Consider the following 18,547-nt stretch of genomic DNA (forward strand, 5'->3'; position numbering starts at 1 on the left):
TATGCCTATTTGCGCGACCCCAATGGTGCGATCATGCTAGAGTCGATGTTCAACAATGGCTGGTTTCTGACTCCGCCTCCCCTCGTAGAAGCCACAGAAGCACCAATGGCTCCAGCAGATGACAAAGAAGGATGAATATGCCCTGGACTCGCGATGAAATGGCCGCTCGGGCGGCGCAGGAACTGCAGGATGGTTATTATGTAAACCTCGGAATCGGTATCCCCACTCTGGTGGCCAATCATATTCCGCCAGGCGTCGAGGTCACGTTGCAAAGCGAGAATGGGATGCTGGGTATCGGACCCTTTCCCTATGAAGACGAAATTGATCCCGACCTGATCAACGCCGGCAAGCAGACGATCAGCGAACTGCCGTCATCGAGCTATTTCAGTTCATCCGACAGCTTCGCGATGATCCGCGGCGGGCATATTGACCTGACCGTGCTGGGCGCGATGGAAGTCGCGGAAAATGGTGATATTGCCAACTGGATGATCCCCGGCAAGATGATCAAGGGCATGGGCGGCGCGATGGATCTGGTCGCGGGCGTGAAGAAAATCATCGTCGTGATGGATCATTGCGCGAAAGACGGTAGTCCCAAGTTCATTCCCGCTTGCACCTTGCCGCTGACCGGCACTAATGTTGTCGACATGATCATCACCGATCTGTGCGTTTTCCAGCGTCCCGATCATGACAGCCGGTTCCGCCTGATCGAACTGGCACCGGGTATCAGCGCCGAAGATATCGCGGCGAAAACCACCGCAGCTTATGAAATAGCTTTGTAAGTTACCGAATGTGATCAGATATCTGGCGTTGCTGTTCGGCCTTGCTGGCCTGGTGCTTGTCGGCTGGTATGGCAACCGAGCCCTGGTTGAGCAGCAAGCCGGCTTCCCGCTAACCGCCCTGATCGAGCCCGTGGTACAAAGCCGCGTGCCAACCGAACCCGAGGACTGGCAGGGCAAGATTGAATATCTCCGGCTTGACCGGGACTTTGCCGCGCTTGCGGCCCGTCCGGAAATGGCCGGGCTGGCGGTCGCGATTGTCGAGGACGGTGAACTCCGCTTTGTGTCGACCTATGGGGTAGCTGACAAGCAAAGCGGTGAACCGGTGACACCGCGCACGGTGTTTCGCTGGGCGTCGGTCTCCAAAGGCGTAGCGGGCTCGCTGGCGGCAAAATTGTCCGAAGAGGGCGGCCTCAATCTCAACGCACCGCTCAGCAACTGGCAGACGTCGCTCCGCCTGCCGGGTGGTGCCGAATCGCAGATTACGCTGGCGCAGCTGCTGTCCCACCAGACGGGCCTCACCAAAAACGCCTATGATATCAAGCTGGAGGACGGAGAAAATCCGGGACTGCTGAGGGCGAAGCTGGCCACCGCTCCGCTGCAGTGCGTACCCGGCACCTGTCACAGCTACCAGAATATCGCCTTTGATGCGGCGAGCGAAATATTGGCACAGGCAGCAGGCACGCTCTATGCTGATGCCGTGCAGGAGCAATTGTTCGAACCGCTGGGCATGACGAGCGCGCAATTTGACATGGCAGGCCTTACCGGCGCGCGCAGCTGGGCGCGGCCGCATCGGGGTAACCAGGTGCGGCCCCTGTCGGAATCCTACTGGCGGGTTCCCGCCGCCGCTGGCGTCAGCAGCGATATTGTCGACATGGCTCGCTGGCTGCGCGCGCAAATGGGTGAGAATGACAAGATCCTGTCGGCCCGGACGCTGTCAATGGCTCATGCGCATCGGATCAGGACCAGCCGGATTTATAGCGGCGATCTCGCCCGAGCGCTCAGCCAGCCTTCTTATGGACTCGGCTGGCGGAGTTTCAGTTACGCCGGGCGGCAATTGGTCGGGCATAGCGGTGCCGTCGACGGCTATCGTGCGACCATGATTTTTGACCCGGCAACCCGAACCGGGGTGGTGGCAATGTGGAATAGCGGCTGGGGTCGACCGTTCCGGCTGCCCTTTGCGGTGCTCGATAGCTATTACGGTCTGCCCGAGCATGACTGGCTCGATCTTGCTGACCTGCCGGTGGTGAAAATATCACCGGACCCGCCCGTCTTTCCCAACTGATCGGCCGCAGATTGTCTGTCATGCGCATAGGATTGAATGTCGAGCGCTGATTACTAGAAAACGCTTTCGTCCCATTTTCTGGCTCTAGACAGATGTTTCTTATGGATTTGCCAGCCCTTGACTGGCCGCAATGGCACGATCGGCCCAGGCCCTTCTATCAGAATCGGTGGCACCGGTGCGGGGTGGAACTTCAATGTCTATATCGACATGCGGACCGAGCAAGGCCATCAGGTCGCGGAGCGGGAAGACGCCTTCTCCGGGAATCATCCGGTGCATCGCTTCCTCAAGATAATCATTCGACCGGCGGAAGTCCGGGCCGTCGCACAGCTGCGCATAGCCGATGATCGCCGGATCCAGAGCTGCCAATTGTTCCAGCGTGCCGCCGGTGCGAAACAGATGCAGCGCGTCGATCGCGACCGTCAGATTGCTGCGGTTCATCCGGTGATGCAGCGCAACCGCGCTTGCCAGGCTGTTGCAGCCATGGGCAAAACCGGTAAACTCCAGTCCGACTTCCAGCCCGTGCTCAGATGCCATTGTGCACAGCATTGCCAATTGATCTTCTGCTCGCTCGCTACCGGTTTCATGGATATGGGTCACCAGTCGTTTGGCACCCAATTCCGCTGCGAGGGCGATGGCCGGGAGATATTCCGCTACGTCCCCTCCCTGGGTCACCGGGAAATATTCGGCGTTGATGATGCGCACATCCTGATCTCGCAGCAGCCGCTTGAACGATTGAGCGCTGGCCGGTGCAATCACCGGGAACATCCCTTGGCCATGAGCGTCGAGCGGTGTGGCCGTAAACAGACAAACTGAGTCAAGACCGGATTCGGCGGCAAAACGGACGAGGCCTTCCGGTCCGCCGTCCATCATCGTGATCTGATGCAAAGCCAGCTTGTGCATGGGTCGACAGTAGATCAGCATTAGGCCCTGACGCCATTGGTTTCAGGCTGCTGGGGCTAGTCAATCTGCTAGGCTGTATCATATGGCCGCCTCTCTATGTATCTTGGGGAAAAGCCGATCGCGGAATCGGACACAGAGGATATTTGCATGACCGAAGAAGAGATTATTTCCATTGGCGATGTGGTGCGTTTCCAGGCGCAGGAACAGCCGGATGCGGTGGTCTTCACCTTTGAAGGCGACGAGATGACCTATGCCGCGCTGGACACTGGCAGCAACCGGGCGGCGCAGGCGCTGGCGTCCAAGGGGGTCCGCAAGGGCGACCGGATCGCCTATATGGGCAAGAACAGCCATCTCTATTTTGAGATATTGGTCGGCGCAGCCAAGCTCGGCGCGGTGATGGTGCCGGTCAACTGGCGGCTGGCTCCGCCAGAGGTCGCCTATATCCTGAACGATTGTCAGGCCAAAATTCTCTTCATCGGTCCCGGTTTCGATGATCTGGCGGGCAAGATCAGAAGCAATCTGGATCATGTCGACCTGATCCTGGGCAGCGAACAGGCCGAGGGGGATTTCCCTGGCTATCCTGCGTGGCGCGACGGCTTTGACCCCGAAGATCCAATGGTGGCCTGCGCTGAAGATGATGATGCCTTGCAGCTCTACACATCGGGAACGACCGGCCACCCCAAGGGCGCGATCATGACCAATGGTTCGATTTTTTCATCGCGCAGCGCCGGGGTCAGCGAAGAGGATCTGATGGACTGGCAAAAACCGGTCCCCGGCGAGATCACCCTGCTCGCCATGCCCTGTTTCCATATCAGCGGCACCGGCACCGGCCTTGCAGTGATGTTCACCGGCGGCAGCGCCATCGTCCTGCCGGAATATGATCCGACCCAGGCGCTGGATCTGATCGCGCAATATAATATCTCGAAAATCTTCATGGTCCCGGCGGCGATCCAGATATTGCTCAACCATCCGCGAGCGAAGGATGTGGATTTTTCCAACCTCAAGTATATCACTTATGGTGCCTCGCCGATTCCGCTCGAGCTGATGAAGCAGGCGATGGACGTGCTCGGCTGCGGTTTTGTCCAGATGTACGGCATGACGGAAACCTCCGGGACGATCACCACGCTCAATCCGGAAGATCATGACGTGAACGGCAATGAGAAAATGCGCTCGGTCGGTACGGCCTTGCCCGGCGTCGAGCTGAAGATCATCGATCCCGAAAGCGGCGAAACCCTGCCACCGCGCACCATCGGCGAAATTGCCACCCGGTCGGCCAAGAATATGAAGGGCTATTGGAACCGGCCCGATGCGACAGCCGAGACGATCGACGGCGAAGGCTGGCTGCGGACCGGTGACGCCGGCTATCTCGACGAGGACGGCTATCTCTATATCCAGGACCGGCTCAAGGACATGATCATCTCCGGCGGCGAAAATGTCTATCCGGCGGAAGTCGAGAATGCCCTTTATGCCAATCCGAAGGTCGCCGATGTCGCGGTGATCGGGGTACCCGATGAAAAATGGGGCGAGGCGGTCAAGGCCTGTGTGGTGGTCAAGGCGGGCCAGCAATTGACCGAAGCGGAATTGATTGCTGATGCCCGGCAGCGAATCGCTGGTTATAAATGTCCGAAATCCATCGATTTTATCGATGCCCTGCCGCGCAACCCCTCGGGCAAGATCCTGCGCAAGGATCTGCGTGCACCTTATTGGGAAGGCAAGGACCGGGCAGTCAACTGATCGGACTGTTGACGGCGACATGGCGCAGGAAAAGGGTGATTGGACATGACGGAATTGGTGCTGCGCGAAGATCGGGATGGCTGGACGCTGCTGACGCTCAATCGGCCGGACAAGCTGAATGCTCTGACGGTGGCGATGTTCCGGGAACTACGCGATCATATTGGTGATCTGCGCAAGGACGACAGCATCGGCTGTGTGGTACTGCGCGGTGCGGGGAAATGCTTTTCGGCGGGTCATGATCTCGGGGATATTGCCGAAGGCGAGGCGGTGCCCTCGCGCGGCTGGCATTCGGAGACGTTGCGGATGCTGGAGAAGCTACCCAAGCCGGTGATCGCGGCGGTGCACGGCCATTGCTATACCGGCGCACTCGAAGTGGCGCTGGCGGCAGATTTCATCCTGGCCGCGGACAGCGCGCATTTTGGCGACACCCATGCGAAATGGGCGCTCACCCCGGTTTGGGGGATGAGCCAGCGCCTGCCGCGCCGGGTCGGCATCGCGACCGCCAAGCGGCTGATGTTTACCGCGGACATGATCAATGCCGACGAAGCGGTGCGCATCGGTCTGGCGGGATATGCCGTGCCGCTCGAGCAGTTCGATGCCGAGATTGCAGCGCTGGCCGGCAAGATTGTCGCCAATTCCGGTTTCTCGCACGCTGCGAACAAGCGCCTGCTTGAGGCCACCGATGGCGGACCGATAGACGCCGGGCTGCAATGGGAAGTGATGGAGAGTGAAGGCCATGGCCCGGATATGCAGGAGCGGATCTCGGCGTTCACCAGCAAAGGCAAATAGGCATACGCCTTTTCAGGTCAGCGTCTCCATGTCGATGACAAAGCGGTAGCGTACGTCGGACTTTTCCATCCGATCATAGGCGTTGTTGACATCCTGCATCGCGATCATTTCGATCTCGGGGAGAATGTTTTTCGCCGCACAGAAATCGAGCATTTCCTGGGTTTCGGCAATACCGCCGATGCCGGAGCCGGTGAGGATCCGGCGACCGAGCAGATGGCCGCTGTGCATTTCGGGTAGCGTTCCGATCACGCCGACCAAGACCTGCGCACAATCTATCTTGAGCAGGGGCATATAATGGGCGACGGGGTGCGGCACGGGTATGGTATTCAGGATCATGTCGAAACTGTTCGCCGCCGCCTTCATGGCGTCGCGGTCTGTGGACAGCAGGATATCCTTGGCACCCAACGCCTTGGCATCGGCCATCTTGTCCTTGGTGCGGGTGAGCACGGTGACGTCCGCGTCCATCGCTGCGGCGAGCTTGACACCCATATGGCCGAGGCCGCCGAGGCCAATGACCGCGACCTTGCTGCCGGGACCGACGTTCCACTGCTTCAGCGGGGAATAGGTTGTAATCCCGGCGCAGAGCAGGGGCGCGGCGGCACCCATGTCCATGCCGTCGGGAATGCGCAGGACGAACTGCTTGCGCACGACAATCTTGTCGGAATAGCCGCCAAGGGTGGTGCTGCCGTCGCGGCGATCCTTGCCATTATAGGTGCCGGTCATGCCGTTCAGACAATATTGTTCCAGGCCCCGCTGGCAATGATCACATTCCAGACAGGCGTCAACCATGCAGCCGACCGCGACCCGGTCGCCTTCGGTAAATCCGTTTACATCCTCGCCGACAGCCCGGACGTGACCGACGATTTCATGGCCCGGGACCACCGGATAAGTACTGCCACCCCAATCATTGCGCGCCGTGTGCAGGTCCGAATGGCAAATGCCGCAATGCGATATTTCGATCAACACGTCATCGTGCCGCAGGCCGCGCCGATTGAACGCAAAGGGCTCGAGCGGTTTATCCGGCGCGTGGGTGGCATAGCCTTTGGCGGGATATTCGTTGGTCTGCCTGTCTGACATGGTTGTGTCTTTCAAAAAAAGGGGCTCCGGCAAACATGCCGGAGCCCTGATATTAACGCAAGTACAGCGCATCTGCCCCCCGCAAATGGGGCGGGGATTGCGACTAGAACTGGACGCGCTTGGTAAAGCCGCCGTCGATCACCAGATGGGCGCCGGTGGTGTAGCTGGACGCGGGGCTTGCCAGAAAGGCGACGCCGCGAGCGACATCATCGGCGGTACCGAAATCGCCGAGGGCAAAGCCGGTCTTGGTGGCTTCATAAAATTCCGGCATGCCCTTTTCGATCTGCGACCAGTTGCCGCCGGGGAACTTGATCGGGCCCGGAGACACCATGTTGACGCGAATGCCCTTGGGGCCGAGCGATTGGCTGAGCTGGCTGCCATAGGTGATCAGCGCGGCTTTCATCGCGTTGAACGCCTGCGGTGCAACAAAGGTCTCGAACGCAGCGGTGGAGGACATGAAGATCACGCTGCCATCGTCGGATTTTTCGAGATGCGGTTCGAGCACTTCCATCGCCTTGACCGCACCGATGATGTCGGTCTGGAAGGTGACTTCCCAGTCACCGGTCGCGCCGGCACCGGACGAGCTGACATTGTGGATGAAAATATCGCAGCCACCCAGATCGCCACATGCCTTTTCCAGCCATTTTGCATAGCCATCGAGATCGGTCATATCGAGCGCATCGGCGAACACCTTGCCGCCATGGGCCTCCAGTTCGCCTTTCGCCGTGGCAACCTGTTCTGCATTGCGCGAGAAGAAGGCGACATCCGCGCCTTCGCTGGCGAAATGTTCCAGAGCGGCGCGTCCCAGTCCGCGGCTACCGCCGGTGAGAATGACTTTCTTGCCCTTGAGTCCTAAATCCATTTTCTTCTCCTTTGTGTTTCGTGAATCGGCGTTAGAATTTTGCGATCGCCGTTTCGCAGCTCCAGCCTATGCCGCGCCGGAGCAAGTCGTAAATGATCGGTTGCTGCCAACCGGACCGGTCGATTTCCGGCCACCAGTCGAGCACCGGTTCCATGTCATAATGGCCCCGGCAATGACCCATCGTCAGATACAGCACCGCGCCGTCGCCCATCTGCCTTATATAGAAGACCGGATGGCGGCTTTTCTTGATGTCGCTATGGACAAAGCCGCTGATATCATCCTCGCCATTATATTCGGTGTCGAGCAGCACATCGAGTTCAGCCCGGGTCTCGACCAGATATTGTTCATCGGTGGTTTCAAAACTGGGAATACCTTTGACCAGCGGGTGATCCGGCTGGGCATTGTCGACGGTGAAGGGAATGATCGGTGGATGCGACAGGAAGCGGGTGCCGAGCGTGTCGGCGAAGACCGGCATTTCATCCGGCGCGTCAACCAGTCCGTTTTCCAGAAACTTCAGGACCGCGTTGGTGCCATGCAGGGCAAAATAGCGGCCGCCGCCATTGACGAAATCCTGGATGGTCTTTTGGGCCGCCTCGCTGGGCTGCACGTCGCAAGTGTAGCTGACCAGGAAGTCCGCATTCCGGATCGCGTCGAGATTTTCATAATTCTCGAACACCCGCACCCTGATGCGGTCATCTTCGGCGAGCAGCTTCATCACTTCCAGACGGGCATAATCAATGTCATGATATTTGCCGGCGGCGACCAGCACGCACTGGATCGGCTTCTGATCGGGGCGTCGTTCGGGCGCTTGGCTCATCTATTCTTTTCCTATCACGGGGTTTGTTTTGCCATCCCAGTCGAGATGCATCTGCCGCATGGCCGCGAAGCCGTCGATCCCGGCCTGCGGGATCTGCAGATATTCGATAATCGTGCCGGGGCCGCCGCCATAATCGGCGTAAAAGGCACCGCCGACACCGCCGGGAAGGCTGACTTCCTGTATCACTTCGCCGCCTGCGTCTCTGGTCAGCGCGCGGGCATGATCCAGATCATCGACGATCAGGCACAGATGCTGCACGCCCTGCATGCCTTTCTCGCGCCAGTCCCTGAACATGGACGGCGCGTCATTGTTCGGGCGGATCAGCTCGACCTGGATATCGCCCCAATAGCCGATCGCCATTGAAAACTGGATATCGGACGCTTCACCGCGATATTTGACATTCTCGACTTCGACTTTCTCGGTATGGAAAAACGGACCTGCGCCCATTTTCTGCGTCCAGTAATCGAGCGCCGCGTCATAATCATCCGGCACATAGCTGATCTGCATGATCGTACCGAGCTTGGCGAGGGAGGCAGGTTTCTCGCTCATTCGCTGTCCTGCCAAACTTTGGCGGAGGGCCGTTGGCCGATCCGGTCGACAAATCGTGCCAGATTGTCAGTGCCCTCTGGCAGTGACCAGCCGACGGTATAGCCAAACTGGACGAAGCAATAAGCGATCAGATCGGCCATGGTGAACTTGTCCTGGCAGATATAGTCCTTGCCCTCCAGCTGTCCGTCGAGCCATTTCCATTTATTGTCCGACATGCGCGACAGATCGGCTGCCCCTTCGGCACCCACCACATCCATTCGCGGTTCAAACATTGGCCTGCCCCCACCACCGCGAAAACCGAGGGTCATCGGTACGGCAATTTCCAGATCAATCCGTCTGGTCCACATGCGCACTTCGGCGCGTTCCAGCGGGGTTGATCCGATCAGCGGCGGTTCGGGATGGGTTTCTTCAAGATATTCGGCGATCGCCATGATTTCGCTCAGCATGAAGTCGTCGTCCAGTTGCAATACCGGCGTTGTTCCGAGAATATTCTTGTCGGCAAATTCCGGCTGGCGATTCTCTGCTGTCAGAATGTCGATATGCACACGTTCTATATCGAGACCTTTTTCCAGTATGAACATGCGCACGAAGCGCGGGTTGGGACCAAGGCTGGAATAAAGCTTCACGTGACATATCTCCTTCGGGGCGGATTCGCGTCCCCCTCTATAGCATCTGAAGATACACAGGGAATCGTTGCGGGCTATCCTCTCAAAAACAACAGGTGAGGCTGCCAGAATCACTAGTGGCAGAGCCGCTTCATTGCGTTAGTTTGCAGGATAGAAGAATATTCAGTTTTCAGGAGAAGATAATGGTCGAGACGCTAACGGGACATAATCGGTCCAACGGCATTTCCTACACAGAATTGCTGGAAGGCGACAAAGTCGCCCCACCGGCGGTCTATCTGGAAGAATCTCCGATGGAGCCCGGAGTCACCACCGTTGAGGTCAGCCGCTACTGGACCAAGGAAGAGCATGACCGGGAAGTCGAGCGGCTGTGGAAACGCGTCTGGCAAATGGCCTGTCACAAGGACGACATCAAGGAAGTCGGCGACACCTATGTCTACGATATCGCCGAGCTGTCCTTTCTGATTGTCCGGGTTTCGGAAGACGAGATCAAGGCGTTCCCTAACAGTTGCATGCATCGTGGTCGGGCGATTTGCGACAATCATAAAAAAGGTCAGAAAGCGCTGCGCTGCCCGTTCCATGGCTGGTCCTGGGAGCTGAATGGCAAATTGAAGGAAGTGCCGTGCCAATGGGATTTCCCATCGGTAAGCGAAGAAACCCATAGTTTGCAGGAAATCAGCGTTGGCGAATGGGGTGGTTTTGTCTTCATCAATCCCGATATCAACTGTGAGCCACTGGAAGATTTTCTGGGCGATATCGATCGCCATTTCCAGGTTCCCTTCGAGCGGCGGTTCAAGGCGGCGCACATGGTTAAGCGGCTGCCCTGCAACTGGAAAATTGCCCAGGAAGCGTTCATGGAATCCTATCATGTGGTCGGTACCCATCCGGAACTGATGCCCGCCTTTGCCGATGCGAACAGCAAATATGACGTCTGGCATAACATGTCGCGCGCGATGTCGGCTCACGGTCAGCCAAGCCCGCACACGGATCTTGTCAATCCGGATCCGACAGCCTTTCCCGATGCCAAGGCGTTCCAGAGCTTCATCCATCCGATCAGCAAACACAAGTTTGAGCGACTGGAAGAGAATCGCGTCAAGGTTTCGTTGCCCAATGGCAAGAGCGGGATTTTCGATATGGACGCCAATTATATCGAAGGAGATGTAAAGTCGGCTGATCCGCATATGTGCAACTGGATCGGCGGCAAAATCGCTGCTGCTGATGAAAATATGCCGATGGTCTACACAGATGTTTCTGCCCATGCTTTGCGCAATGATGCCGCACAGGCCCGCCGCGACGAAATGCGTGCCACTTGGGGTGATATGGTTGATGACATCAGCGATGCCGATCTCGTCGATGCCATTTTCTACAGCGTATTTCCCAACATCAGTCCCTGGGCGGATTTCAACCCGATCTTCTACCGGTTCCGGCCGGATGGCGATAATCCTGAGCAATCCCTGCACGAAGTCATGTTCATGGTCGCGCTACCAGAAGGCGCAGAACGGCCCGAACCAGCGAAATGTACCTTCCTCGACTTGCACGATGACTATACGCAAGCGACGGAATTTGGCAGCTATCTGAACAAGATCTTCAATCAGGATTATCTCAATCACAAGGCGATGCAGAAAGGCGTGAAGAGCCAGCCGCAAGGTGTATCGCTATTCGCCCAATATCAAGAATCAAAGCTGCGGCATTTTCATGAAACTCTTGATCTGTGGCTGAATTCCGAGGAAGCCCCGAAAAGTCCGAAAAGAGTGGCTGCCTGACTTTGGACAATATCCCGACGGGATTTGAAAGGGCGAAATTTTCGAGTCCGTTCCTTGATATGGCCGGCCCTTATTACGAGCGCCAGGGGGATGGGTGCATCATTGTCGCAACCCGCATCAACCAGGGCCATATCAACCATATCCAGGTCGCCCACGGCGGCGTCCTGGGGACCTTGGCGGACGTGGCGCTCAGCTATCAGGTGCACCGGGCGGAGAAACCTGCGCTACCGGTGGCAACGATGAATCTCAGCACCAACTATCTGGCTGCGGCAAAGCTTGGCGACTGGGTAGAGGCGCATGCGAGCATTGACCGGATCAGCAAGCGGACCGCCTATTGCAGCGGACGGATCGTTTGTGGAGACGCAGTGCTGATGACGATGACCGCGGTTTTCGCGATATTGCGAAAATAGCGGCTGACGGGCCGATGGGAAGCGGAAGCCGGAAGCCGGAAGCGTCCGGTGACTGCAACATGATGTCGTCTGGAGGATCATTGTCGCAACCGGGCTTTCAATCCGTTGCGCCCAGATATCCCAGCTGACCGGCTTTGAAGATCGTCTGTCCGCGATTGACGCTGTTCAGCTTTTGTCCTGCCCGATTGACATGATAGCGGATGGTCGCATGGCTGAGCGACAGGATCATGCTGATCTCCTTGTCGGTCTTGCCGATCGCTGCCCAATGCAGGCACTCGGCTTCGCGTTTCGACAGGATACAATTGGCCGGCATCCGATGTTTCTCGCGCATGGCAAGGACATAGCCGGTGACGAAACGACCTGTGATAATCCCGAAAAAGTCGGAGTAGAGACGATAGGCTTCGCTGAGATCGGTTATGCCCATTTCAAGCGTCGAGAAACTGACGGCCGCAATCTGGCCAAATGGCAAATGTACGGGAATCAGAATGTGGGATTTCGATGTCGTGGACTGGGCGTAAAAATCCTTCAGATCGATCTTGTCCAGATATTCGTTCGGCCAGTGGCCATGAAATCCGTCGGCGTTGCACCAGATGGGTTCGCTCTCATAGCGACAGGCCCTGGGTAGCGGGGAGCTGAGCGCCAGGCGCGTGTCCTCCCACCAGCGTTCGCCTTCGGCAACCCATCCGAATACGTCCTTATTGATCAGGTTTCCGTCGGCATCGACGAGATGGGCCTTTGAGGAAATATCGGCTGATACGGCGATTCGGAAACCATAGGATTGAGCAATTTTGTTGACCGCTTCGGCAGCGGGACGAATTTCAGACGGATTGGTGATGGTAACACTGTCGACATTTTCCCGAAATCGCTGCCTGCCGATTTCGGGAATTTCGGCGATAAAATTTTCAGCCATCCGGCTCCACTCCTTGCGACACTTGTTATTTTTATTAGCCGTGTGTCGCGTTGTTTGGTTTTCTAGTCAACCAAACATTCCTATCGATAGTGATAGGTGGAATCAATCGGTATCGCCTTTCACTCAATTGTGCCGATCAATTCTCCAACCGGATATTCTTCGCCATCTGCCTGGACAATAATCTTCAGTTTTCCGCTTGCCGGGGATTCCACTTCCTGGGTGGATTTCTCATTCTCAAGCGCATAAATTTCCTGACCAGCGGTGACCTCTGCGCCATCTTCGACCAGCCACTCCGCGAGAATACCGGATTCCATGCTAAAGCCCAATTTGGGGATGCGTATCTCTGTTGCCATGATGCTTTCTTCTATCCCAATATCTTGTGTACTTCGCGTTCGATATCATCCTGGCTGAACATCCAGGCCTTCTCGATCGCCGGTGAAAACGGCACTGGCGCATAGCCGGAACCAACGCGCCCAACCGGCGCCCTGAGTTCTGAAAACAATTCTTCATGAATGCGCGACGAAATCTCGGCACCTGTTCCGAAGCTGCGTACCGCTTCATGCACGACAACCGCCGCCTTGGTTTTTGCGACACTTTTTAGCACGGTTTCCTCGTCAAATGGTGCGATCGTGCGCAGATCGACGATTTCGCACGAAATTCCGTCCTCCGCCAGTTTGTCCGCGGCGGCATGACATCTGCTGATCGCGCTGCCATAGCCGATCAATGTGATATCCGTGCCTTCGCGGGGGATGGATGCCTTGCCCAACGGTACGGTGTGATCGGCTGCCGGAGCCGGACCCTTGACGAAATAGCCCGGTGTGTTTTCGATGAAGATGACCGGATTGTCATCCATGATTGACGAATAAAGCAATCCATAGGCGTCCTGGGGATTGGAAGCAGCGACGACTTTCAGGCCAGGGACATGGGCAAGCCACGCCTCGAGCATGTCGCTGTGCTGACCGCCCAGGCCGGTCCCCGCGCCCGTGGTGGTGCGGATTGTCAGCGGAACGCTGGTCTGGCCGCCGGACATGAAGCGCAACTTTGCGGCATGATTGACGATCTGATCCATCGCCACGGTGATGAAATTCATCAGCATGATTTCCGCAACCGGCTTGTAGCCGACCAGAGCCGCACCGACGGCGGCGCCGACAATGGCCTGTTCGGAAATCGGGGTGGAGCGGACTCGGTCCGTACCATAAGTGCCTGACAGTCCTGCGGTCACCTTGAACACGCCGCCGCCCTGTTCATCGGCGATATCTTCGCCGAGCAGGATGACCTTGGGATCGTCCGCCATCGCCTTGTTCATGGCCATGGTGAGGGCCTGTGCGAACATGATGTCTTTGGGTTTTTCTGCTGTGTCGCTCATGCTGCAATCTCCACGTCGAGGACATCGATGCGATATTCATCGCCCGAAGGATAGTCGCTATCCAGCGCAAATTGCGCTGCTTCAGCGATGATTGCGGCATTTTTCGCTTCAATCGCGGCAACATCCGACTCGCTGATCTGCAAGTCGAGCAATTGCTGGCGCAGGATCGGCATCGGATCGTCCTTCTTGGCCTGCTCCATTTCCTCTTTCGGAATATAATGGCTGGTGTCGCCAAGCAAATGGCCGTGGAAGCGGAAAGTCATCGCCTCGATCAGCGTCGGACCATGACCCGCGCGCGCATATTCAACCGCTTCCTTGGCCGCCGCATACATGGCGCTGGCATCATTGCCATTGACCTGAACCGACCGAAGACCCAGGCCTTCGCCGCGCTGCTTGATCGACGCGGAGCCGGTGGTATCGCGCATATGGGTATGCTCACCATAAAGATTGTTCTGGCAGAGGAAAATGACGGGCAATTTCCAGATCTGTGCCATGTTGAGTCCCTCGTGGAAGGCTCCGATATTGGTTGCGCCATCACCGAAGCAGCAGACCGTGACCTTGCCATCTTTCTCGAGCTGGCTGGCCAGGCCGAGGCCGTTGGCGATCGGAATGCCCGATCCGACGATGCCGGTGGTGACCATGACGCCGGTTGCGGGGTGAGTGATATGCATCGGTCCGCCCTTGCCCTTGCAGGTCCCTGTCACCTTGCCGGCGAATTCCGCCCAGAGTTCTTTGGACGGAATGCCCTTCGCCAGCTGGTCATGCAGCCCGCGGTAGATGGTGACCAGATAGTCATCCTGATTGACCGCTGCCATCATTGCAGCAGACACGACCTCCTGGCCGCGTACCGGATAATAGACAATCTGCAACTGACCCGCTCCGATCATTTGACGGAATTTGATATCCGATTGCATGATCAGGTCAGCGCGCGTGAAAATATCGACGAGGACGTCTTTGTCCGCCATGTCTGTTGAGGCCAAGGCTTTGCTCCTTCATTTTGCGGCCCTTCGGAGGGACGCATTTGTTGAAAACTTCATAGCGCCAGCGGGCTGGCCCGCCACTATTGTTATAGGGAGTGAGCGGAGATTGTCAGCCGCCCAAATCAAGCAATTCTTGCTTCGGGGCCATGGCAAATTTGCTTTCCATCGATAAGCTATCAAAGCTGGCAGTTCGGTTCACCGATAAAATCTGTCTAACAGGCTTCCCAGTCTTCCAATGGAGAGAATATATGACCGAGAACAGGCAGTGGCTGATCAACGGGCGTCCCAAGGGGCGCGGGCTCGTCGACGATGATTTCAAGAAGGTCGTGACCGAGGTGCCGGAATGTGCCGAGGGCCATGTGCTGGTCAAGAATGAGATATTGGGTTTCGATCCGGCACAAAAGGGCTGGATGGAGAATATTGGCGGCTATGTAGCGCCTACTGAAATCGGCGAAGTGATGCGAGGTTCCGGCATTGGCACGGTGATCGAATCGCGTCACCCCGGTTTTTCTGCGGGAGACAAGGTCATGGGGATGCTGCGCTGGCAGGACTATGCGCATGTGCCCGGCGGTGATTTGAACAAAGTGCCCGATGACGACCTGCTGGCGGCCAACCTCGGTGCGTTGGGCACCACTGGCATGACGGCCTATTTCGGTCTGCTGAAACATGGTCGACCCCAGCCGGGTGATACGGTTGTCGTATCCGGTGCAGCCGGTGCTACCGGGTCCATGGTCGGGCAGATCGCCAAGATCGCGGGTTGCCGCATCATCGGCATCGCGGGCGGTGAGGAAAAATGCAAATGGCTTACGGATGATGTCGGCTATGATGTGGCTATTGACTATAAGAATGACGATGTCCGCGCGAAGCTGAAGGAACATTGCCCCCAGTCGATCAATGTCTTTTATGACAATGTCGGGGGCAAGATATTGAATGATGCACTGGCTCATCTCGCCATGCATGCCCGCGTTGCGATTTGCGGCGGCATTTCGCGCTATGAAAAAGGCGACATGCCGGCTGGCCCTGAAAATTACTTCAACCTGATCTTCAAGCGGGCGAGCATGTCGGGCTTCATCGTATCCGATTATGTCAGCGAATTTCCGGAAGCGCAGAAACGGATGCGGCAATGGATCAAAGAAGGCCGGATCACCTTCAAGGAAGACATTCAAGAAGGCTTCGACAATATACCGACAACCTTGAAGCGGTTGTTTGCGGGTCAGAATTTCGGCAAACAAATGCTCCGTCTGGATTGATGCAATCGATGTTATCGCTAACTAAATACGCAGTCCCCGCATCGTGCCGCCTGTCATATGACATTCTTGTCACGAGAGGTTGAGTCATGAGCGGTTTGAAAGAATTTCGCACCGAAGTAAGGGCATGGCTACAAGAAAATTGCCCCGAGGAAATGCGCGACGGCGATATCACTGCCGAAAATCAGTGCTGGGGCGGACGGCAATGGAAGTTCCAGTCAGAGGCCCAGAAAATATGGTTCGAACGGGCGCTGGCCAAAGGCTATACCGTCCCAAGCTGGCCAAAGGAATATGGCGGAGCGGGGCTTTCCAGCGAGAAAGCCAGAATTTTTGACGACGAGCGACAGGCGATCAATGCCCGGAAACCGCTGAGCAATTTTGGCATATCGATGCTCGGCCCCGCCTTGCTAGCTTATGGCACACACGAGCAAAAAGCACAGCATCTGACCGGGATCGCGCGCGGCGATATTCGTTGGTGCCAGGGCTATTCCGAGCCGGGCGCTGGGTCGGATCTCGCGTCGCTGAAGACCAAATGCGAGGACAAGGGTGATCACTGGCTGATCAACGGACAGAAAATCTGGACATCGAACGCCGATATTTCGGACTGGATATTCTGTCTGGTACGCACCGATTTCGATGCCCCCAAGCATCAGGGCATCACTTTCATCCTGATCGACATGGCGAGCGAAGGCATCAGTGTGAAGCCAATCGTTCTGATCTCCGGCCATTCGCCATTTTGCGAGACATTTCTGGACAATGTCGAAGTTCCGAAAAACTATGGCGAAAACAATCCTTCGGTTGTCGGCGAAGTCAATCGTGGCTGGGATGTCGCGAAAAACCTGCTGGTGCATGAGCGCGGCATGCTGGGTACGGTGTCTCCGCTGCGAGGGACCTCTGGTCCAGAAAATCTGGGAAAATTTGCCGCCGATCAAATTGGTCTGGATGCAGCAGGACGACTGGACGATCCCGCGCTTCGTCAGCGCATAGCGCAAGCAGAGCTCGACAACTGGGCCTATAATCTGACCGTCGAGCGGATGACCGACGAGGCTAGTGCCGGCAACGGCCTCGGGGCCAAATCGTCAATGCTCAAATATGCCGCCTCGGAACTCACCAAACGTGGTACCGAGTTGCGCATGGACATTGAAGGTACGACCGGGGCAACCATCGGTGCCGATGGTATTGAATATGGGAGTCTTGCCAATAACTGGCTCTATAACAGAGCTTACTCGATCCTCGGCGGCACGACTGAAGTGCAGTTCAACATCATTTCCAAGCGTGTCTTGGGATTACCGGGCCAATAGGGCGAATATAGATCATGCCGCTGATACTCAACGAAGAACAGGAAATGCTGCAGGATGCGGCAAACGGGTTCCTGTCGGAAAAAGCACCCGTCGCTGCCTTTCGAAAGGTTCGCGACGACAAGCCTGCGGACGGCTTCTGCCGGGAGCTCTGGACGGAAATGGCGCAAATGGGCTGGGCCGGGATCATCGTTGACGAAGATCATGGCGGTAGCGGTTTCGGCTATGTCGGTGCGGGCGTGCTGGCGGAGCAAATGGGACGCAACCTCACCGCCTCGCCGTTTTTTTCCACATCCGTTCTGGGTGCCACCGCCATCCAGAAATATGGAACCATGCAGCAGAAGCAGGATAATCTGGCGGCGATCAGCAGCGGCGAGATGCTGTTCGCTCTGGCTGTCGATGAAGGCCCGCGCCACAATCCCAGCCGGATAAAATTTTCGGCCGAGCGCGCAGGCAACGGTTTTGTCCTGTCCGGAACAAAAACCTTTGTTGCCGACGGTCATGTGGCGGACAAATTGATCATTGCTGCCCGCACATCGGGAGCCGAAGGTGACGCGCACGGCATCACTTTGTTCCTGGTTGACGCAAACGCACCGGAAATCGAGCGCGAGCCTACGCCGATGGTGGATAGCCGCAACGCTGCCAATATTGCCGTCGATGGACTTGAGGTGACCGGCGATGATATTTTGGGTGAACTCGACGGCGGCTTTGCGGCGCTCGAGGGTATCCTGTCCGCCGGCCGCGCGGTGCTGAGCGCGGAAATGTCAGGTTCCGCGCAACAAGTTTTCGATGTCACCACAGACTATCTCAAGGAACGCGAGCAATTTGGCCAGAAGATCGGGTCTTTTCAGGGATTGCAGCACCGGGCCGCGCATCTGGCGACCGAAATCGAGATGATGAAATCGGCTGTGCTGAAATCACTCAACGATCTCGATCAGGATTTTGAAAAGGCGGGCATCACCTGTTCGTTGGCCAAGGCCAAGACCGGTCAGGTTGCGCAGCTGGCGACCAAGGAAGCGATTCAGATGCACGGTGGCATTGGCGTCACCGACGAATATGATGTTGGCCTTTATTTCAAGCGCGTCCATGTCGCGCAACAGATGTTTGGCGACGCCGGGTTCCACAGCGATCGCTGGGCAAAAAATTCCGGTTATTGATCAG

At 56.9% G+C, this 18,547-nt stretch carries 19 protein-coding genes; 9 read left to right on the plus strand and 10 right to left on the minus strand.

What is annotated here, in order from left to right:
* The first annotated feature begins 137 nt into the window (after positions 1-137).
* Together ACEW8J_RS07015 and ACEW8J_RS07020 are read left to right on the plus strand one after the other, a co-directional pair.
* The gene (locus ACEW8J_RS07015) at positions 138-779 is read left to right on the plus strand and encodes a 3-oxoacid CoA-transferase subunit B (RefSeq protein WP_373490929.1); all 642 of its coding nucleotides are present in this window, start codon (positions 138-140) and stop codon (positions 777-779) included.
* A 10-nt stretch (positions 780-789) separates the two neighbouring features.
* Positions 790-2,061: a serine hydrolase domain-containing protein gene (locus ACEW8J_RS07020; RefSeq protein ID WP_373490930.1), complete on the plus strand. Its 1,272-nt coding sequence runs from the start codon at positions 790-792 to the stop codon at positions 2,059-2,061.
* 99 nt (positions 2,062-2,160) lie between these two features.
* Here ACEW8J_RS07020 and ACEW8J_RS07025 read toward each other — a convergent pair whose 3' ends face one another.
* Positions 2,161-2,982: a sugar phosphate isomerase/epimerase family protein gene (locus ACEW8J_RS07025; protein ID WP_373490931.1), complete on the minus strand. Its 822-nt coding sequence runs from the start codon at positions 2,980-2,982 to the stop codon at positions 2,161-2,163.
* 126 nt (positions 2,983-3,108) lie between these two features.
* On the opposite strand from ACEW8J_RS07025, the gene ACEW8J_RS07030 reads away from it, so the two are divergent.
* On the plus strand, positions 3,109-4,695 hold the full coding sequence (locus ACEW8J_RS07030) for a fatty acid--CoA ligase (protein WP_373490932.1): 1,587 nt from the start codon (positions 3,109-3,111) through the stop codon (positions 4,693-4,695).
* Positions 4,696-4,740: 45 nt separating this feature from the next.
* Complete coding sequence (locus tag ACEW8J_RS07035; RefSeq protein WP_373490933.1) at positions 4,741-5,484, plus strand: enoyl-CoA hydratase/isomerase family protein; 744 nt, start codon at positions 4,741-4,743, stop codon at positions 5,482-5,484.
* Between the two features lie 12 nt (positions 5,485-5,496).
* Here the strand turns inward: ACEW8J_RS07035 and ACEW8J_RS07040 are convergent, their stop codons facing one another.
* The 5 genes from ACEW8J_RS07040 to ACEW8J_RS07060 all read right to left on the minus strand — a co-directional run bounded on the left by ACEW8J_RS07040 (position 5,497) and on the right by ACEW8J_RS07060 (position 9,415).
* Positions 5,497-6,561: an NAD(P)-dependent alcohol dehydrogenase gene (locus ACEW8J_RS07040; protein ID WP_373490934.1), complete on the minus strand. Its 1,065-nt coding sequence runs from the start codon at positions 6,559-6,561 to the stop codon at positions 5,497-5,499.
* A gap of 103 nt (positions 6,562-6,664) precedes the next feature.
* Positions 6,665-7,423: an SDR family NAD(P)-dependent oxidoreductase gene (locus tag ACEW8J_RS07045; protein WP_373490935.1), complete on the minus strand. Its 759-nt coding sequence runs from the start codon at positions 7,421-7,423 to the stop codon at positions 6,665-6,667.
* Positions 7,424-7,454: 31 nt separating this feature from the next.
* Entirely contained in the window at positions 7,455-8,240 is a 786-nt protein-coding gene (locus tag ACEW8J_RS07050; RefSeq protein ID WP_373490936.1) for a ThuA domain-containing protein, read from the minus strand.
* Complete coding sequence (locus tag ACEW8J_RS07055; RefSeq protein WP_373490937.1) at positions 8,241-8,789, minus strand: VOC family protein; 549 nt, start codon at positions 8,787-8,789, stop codon at positions 8,241-8,243.
* A complete protein-coding gene (locus ACEW8J_RS07060; protein WP_373490938.1) occupies positions 8,786-9,415 on the minus strand; it encodes a glutathione S-transferase family protein in 630 nt (209 codons plus the stop codon). Before ACEW8J_RS07060 ends, ACEW8J_RS07055 begins: the two co-directional genes overlap by 4 nt.
* Positions 9,416-9,597: 182 nt before the next feature.
* Here ACEW8J_RS07060 and ACEW8J_RS07065 point away from each other — a divergent pair, with 182 nt between their 5' ends.
* Positions 9,598-11,175, plus strand: a complete 1,578-nt coding sequence (locus tag ACEW8J_RS07065; RefSeq protein ID WP_373490939.1) for an SRPBCC family protein — start codon at positions 9,598-9,600, stop codon at positions 11,173-11,175.
* 2 nt (positions 11,176-11,177) lie between these two features.
* Positions 11,178-11,585 (plus strand): PaaI family thioesterase, encoded by a 408-nt coding sequence (locus tag ACEW8J_RS07070; protein ID WP_373490940.1) that lies wholly within the window; start codon positions 11,178-11,180, stop codon positions 11,583-11,585.
* Between the two features lie 97 nt (positions 11,586-11,682).
* Here ACEW8J_RS07070 and ACEW8J_RS07075 read toward each other — a convergent pair whose 3' ends face one another.
* The 4 genes from ACEW8J_RS07075 to ACEW8J_RS07090 all read right to left on the minus strand — a co-directional run bounded on the left by ACEW8J_RS07075 (position 11,683) and on the right by ACEW8J_RS07090 (position 14,841).
* The gene (locus tag ACEW8J_RS07075) at positions 11,683-12,495 is read right to left on the minus strand and encodes a helix-turn-helix transcriptional regulator (protein WP_373490941.1); all 813 of its coding nucleotides are present in this window, start codon (positions 12,493-12,495) and stop codon (positions 11,683-11,685) included.
* 119 nt (positions 12,496-12,614) lie between these two features.
* Entirely contained in the window at positions 12,615-12,848 is a 234-nt protein-coding gene (locus tag ACEW8J_RS07080) for a biotin/lipoyl-containing protein (protein WP_373490942.1), read from the minus strand.
* A gap of 11 nt (positions 12,849-12,859) precedes the next feature.
* The gene (locus ACEW8J_RS07085) at positions 12,860-13,861 is read right to left on the minus strand and encodes an alpha-ketoacid dehydrogenase subunit beta (protein ID WP_373490943.1); all 1,002 of its coding nucleotides are present in this window, start codon (positions 13,859-13,861) and stop codon (positions 12,860-12,862) included.
* Positions 13,858-14,841: a thiamine pyrophosphate-dependent dehydrogenase E1 component subunit alpha gene (locus ACEW8J_RS07090; RefSeq protein ID WP_373490944.1), complete on the minus strand. Its 984-nt coding sequence runs from the start codon at positions 14,839-14,841 to the stop codon at positions 13,858-13,860. The genes ACEW8J_RS07085 and ACEW8J_RS07090 overlap by 4 nt, the downstream gene beginning before the upstream one ends.
* Before the next feature lie 248 nt (positions 14,842-15,089).
* On the opposite strand from ACEW8J_RS07090, the gene ACEW8J_RS07095 reads away from it, so the two are divergent.
* From ACEW8J_RS07095 to ACEW8J_RS07105, 3 genes are all read left to right on the plus strand, one after another.
* Entirely contained in the window at positions 15,090-16,091 is a 1,002-nt protein-coding gene (locus ACEW8J_RS07095; protein WP_373490945.1) for an NADP-dependent oxidoreductase, read from the plus strand.
* An 86-nt stretch (positions 16,092-16,177) separates the two neighbouring features.
* On the plus strand, positions 16,178-17,389 hold the full coding sequence (locus ACEW8J_RS07100) for an acyl-CoA dehydrogenase family protein (protein WP_373490946.1): 1,212 nt from the start codon (positions 16,178-16,180) through the stop codon (positions 17,387-17,389).
* Positions 17,390-17,403: 14 nt separating this feature from the next.
* A complete protein-coding gene (locus ACEW8J_RS07105; RefSeq protein WP_373490947.1) occupies positions 17,404-18,543 on the plus strand; it encodes an acyl-CoA dehydrogenase family protein in 1,140 nt (379 codons plus the stop codon).
* The last annotated feature ends 4 nt before the right edge of the window (positions 18,544-18,547 follow it).

The sequence above is a fragment of the Parasphingorhabdus sp. genome (assembly GCF_041748495.1).
In the GTDB taxonomy this organism is placed as follows: Bacteria; Pseudomonadota; Alphaproteobacteria; order Sphingomonadales; family Sphingomonadaceae; genus Parasphingorhabdus.

Coding starts and splice junctions, on each gene's coding strand:
- ACEW8J_RS07015 (WP_373490929.1), top strand. CDS start 138: ATGCCCTGGACTCGCGATGAAATGGCCGCTCGGGCGGCGCAGGAACTG.
- ACEW8J_RS07025 (WP_373490931.1), bottom strand. CDS start 2,982: ATGCTGATCTACTGTCGACCCATGCACAAGCTGGCTTTGCATCAGATC.
- ACEW8J_RS07030 (WP_373490932.1), top strand. CDS start 3,109: ATGACCGAAGAAGAGATTATTTCCATTGGCGATGTGGTGCGTTTCCAG.
- ACEW8J_RS07035 (WP_373490933.1), top strand. CDS start 4,741: ATGACGGAATTGGTGCTGCGCGAAGATCGGGATGGCTGGACGCTGCTG.
- ACEW8J_RS07040 (WP_373490934.1), bottom strand. CDS start 6,561: ATGTCAGACAGGCAGACCAACGAATATCCCGCCAAAGGCTATGCCACC.
- ACEW8J_RS07045 (WP_373490935.1), bottom strand. CDS start 7,423: ATGGATTTAGGACTCAAGGGCAAGAAAGTCATTCTCACCGGCGGTAGC.
- ACEW8J_RS07050 (WP_373490936.1), bottom strand. CDS start 8,240: ATGAGCCAAGCGCCCGAACGACGCCCCGATCAGAAGCCGATCCAGTGC.
- ACEW8J_RS07055 (WP_373490937.1), bottom strand. CDS start 8,789: ATGAGCGAGAAACCTGCCTCCCTCGCCAAGCTCGGTACGATCATGCAG.
- ACEW8J_RS07065 (WP_373490939.1), top strand. CDS start 9,598: ATGGTCGAGACGCTAACGGGACATAATCGGTCCAACGGCATTTCCTAC.
- ACEW8J_RS07075 (WP_373490941.1), bottom strand. CDS start 12,495: ATGGCTGAAAATTTTATCGCCGAAATTCCCGAAATCGGCAGGCAGCGA.
- ACEW8J_RS07080 (WP_373490942.1), bottom strand. CDS start 12,848: ATGGCAACAGAGATACGCATCCCCAAATTGGGCTTTAGCATGGAATCC.
- ACEW8J_RS07085 (WP_373490943.1), bottom strand. CDS start 13,861: ATGAGCGACACAGCAGAAAAACCCAAAGACATCATGTTCGCACAGGCC.
- ACEW8J_RS07095 (WP_373490945.1), top strand. CDS start 15,090: ATGACCGAGAACAGGCAGTGGCTGATCAACGGGCGTCCCAAGGGGCGC.
- ACEW8J_RS07100 (WP_373490946.1), top strand. CDS start 16,178: ATGAGCGGTTTGAAAGAATTTCGCACCGAAGTAAGGGCATGGCTACAA.
- ACEW8J_RS07105 (WP_373490947.1), top strand. CDS start 17,404: ATGCCGCTGATACTCAACGAAGAACAGGAAATGCTGCAGGATGCGGCA.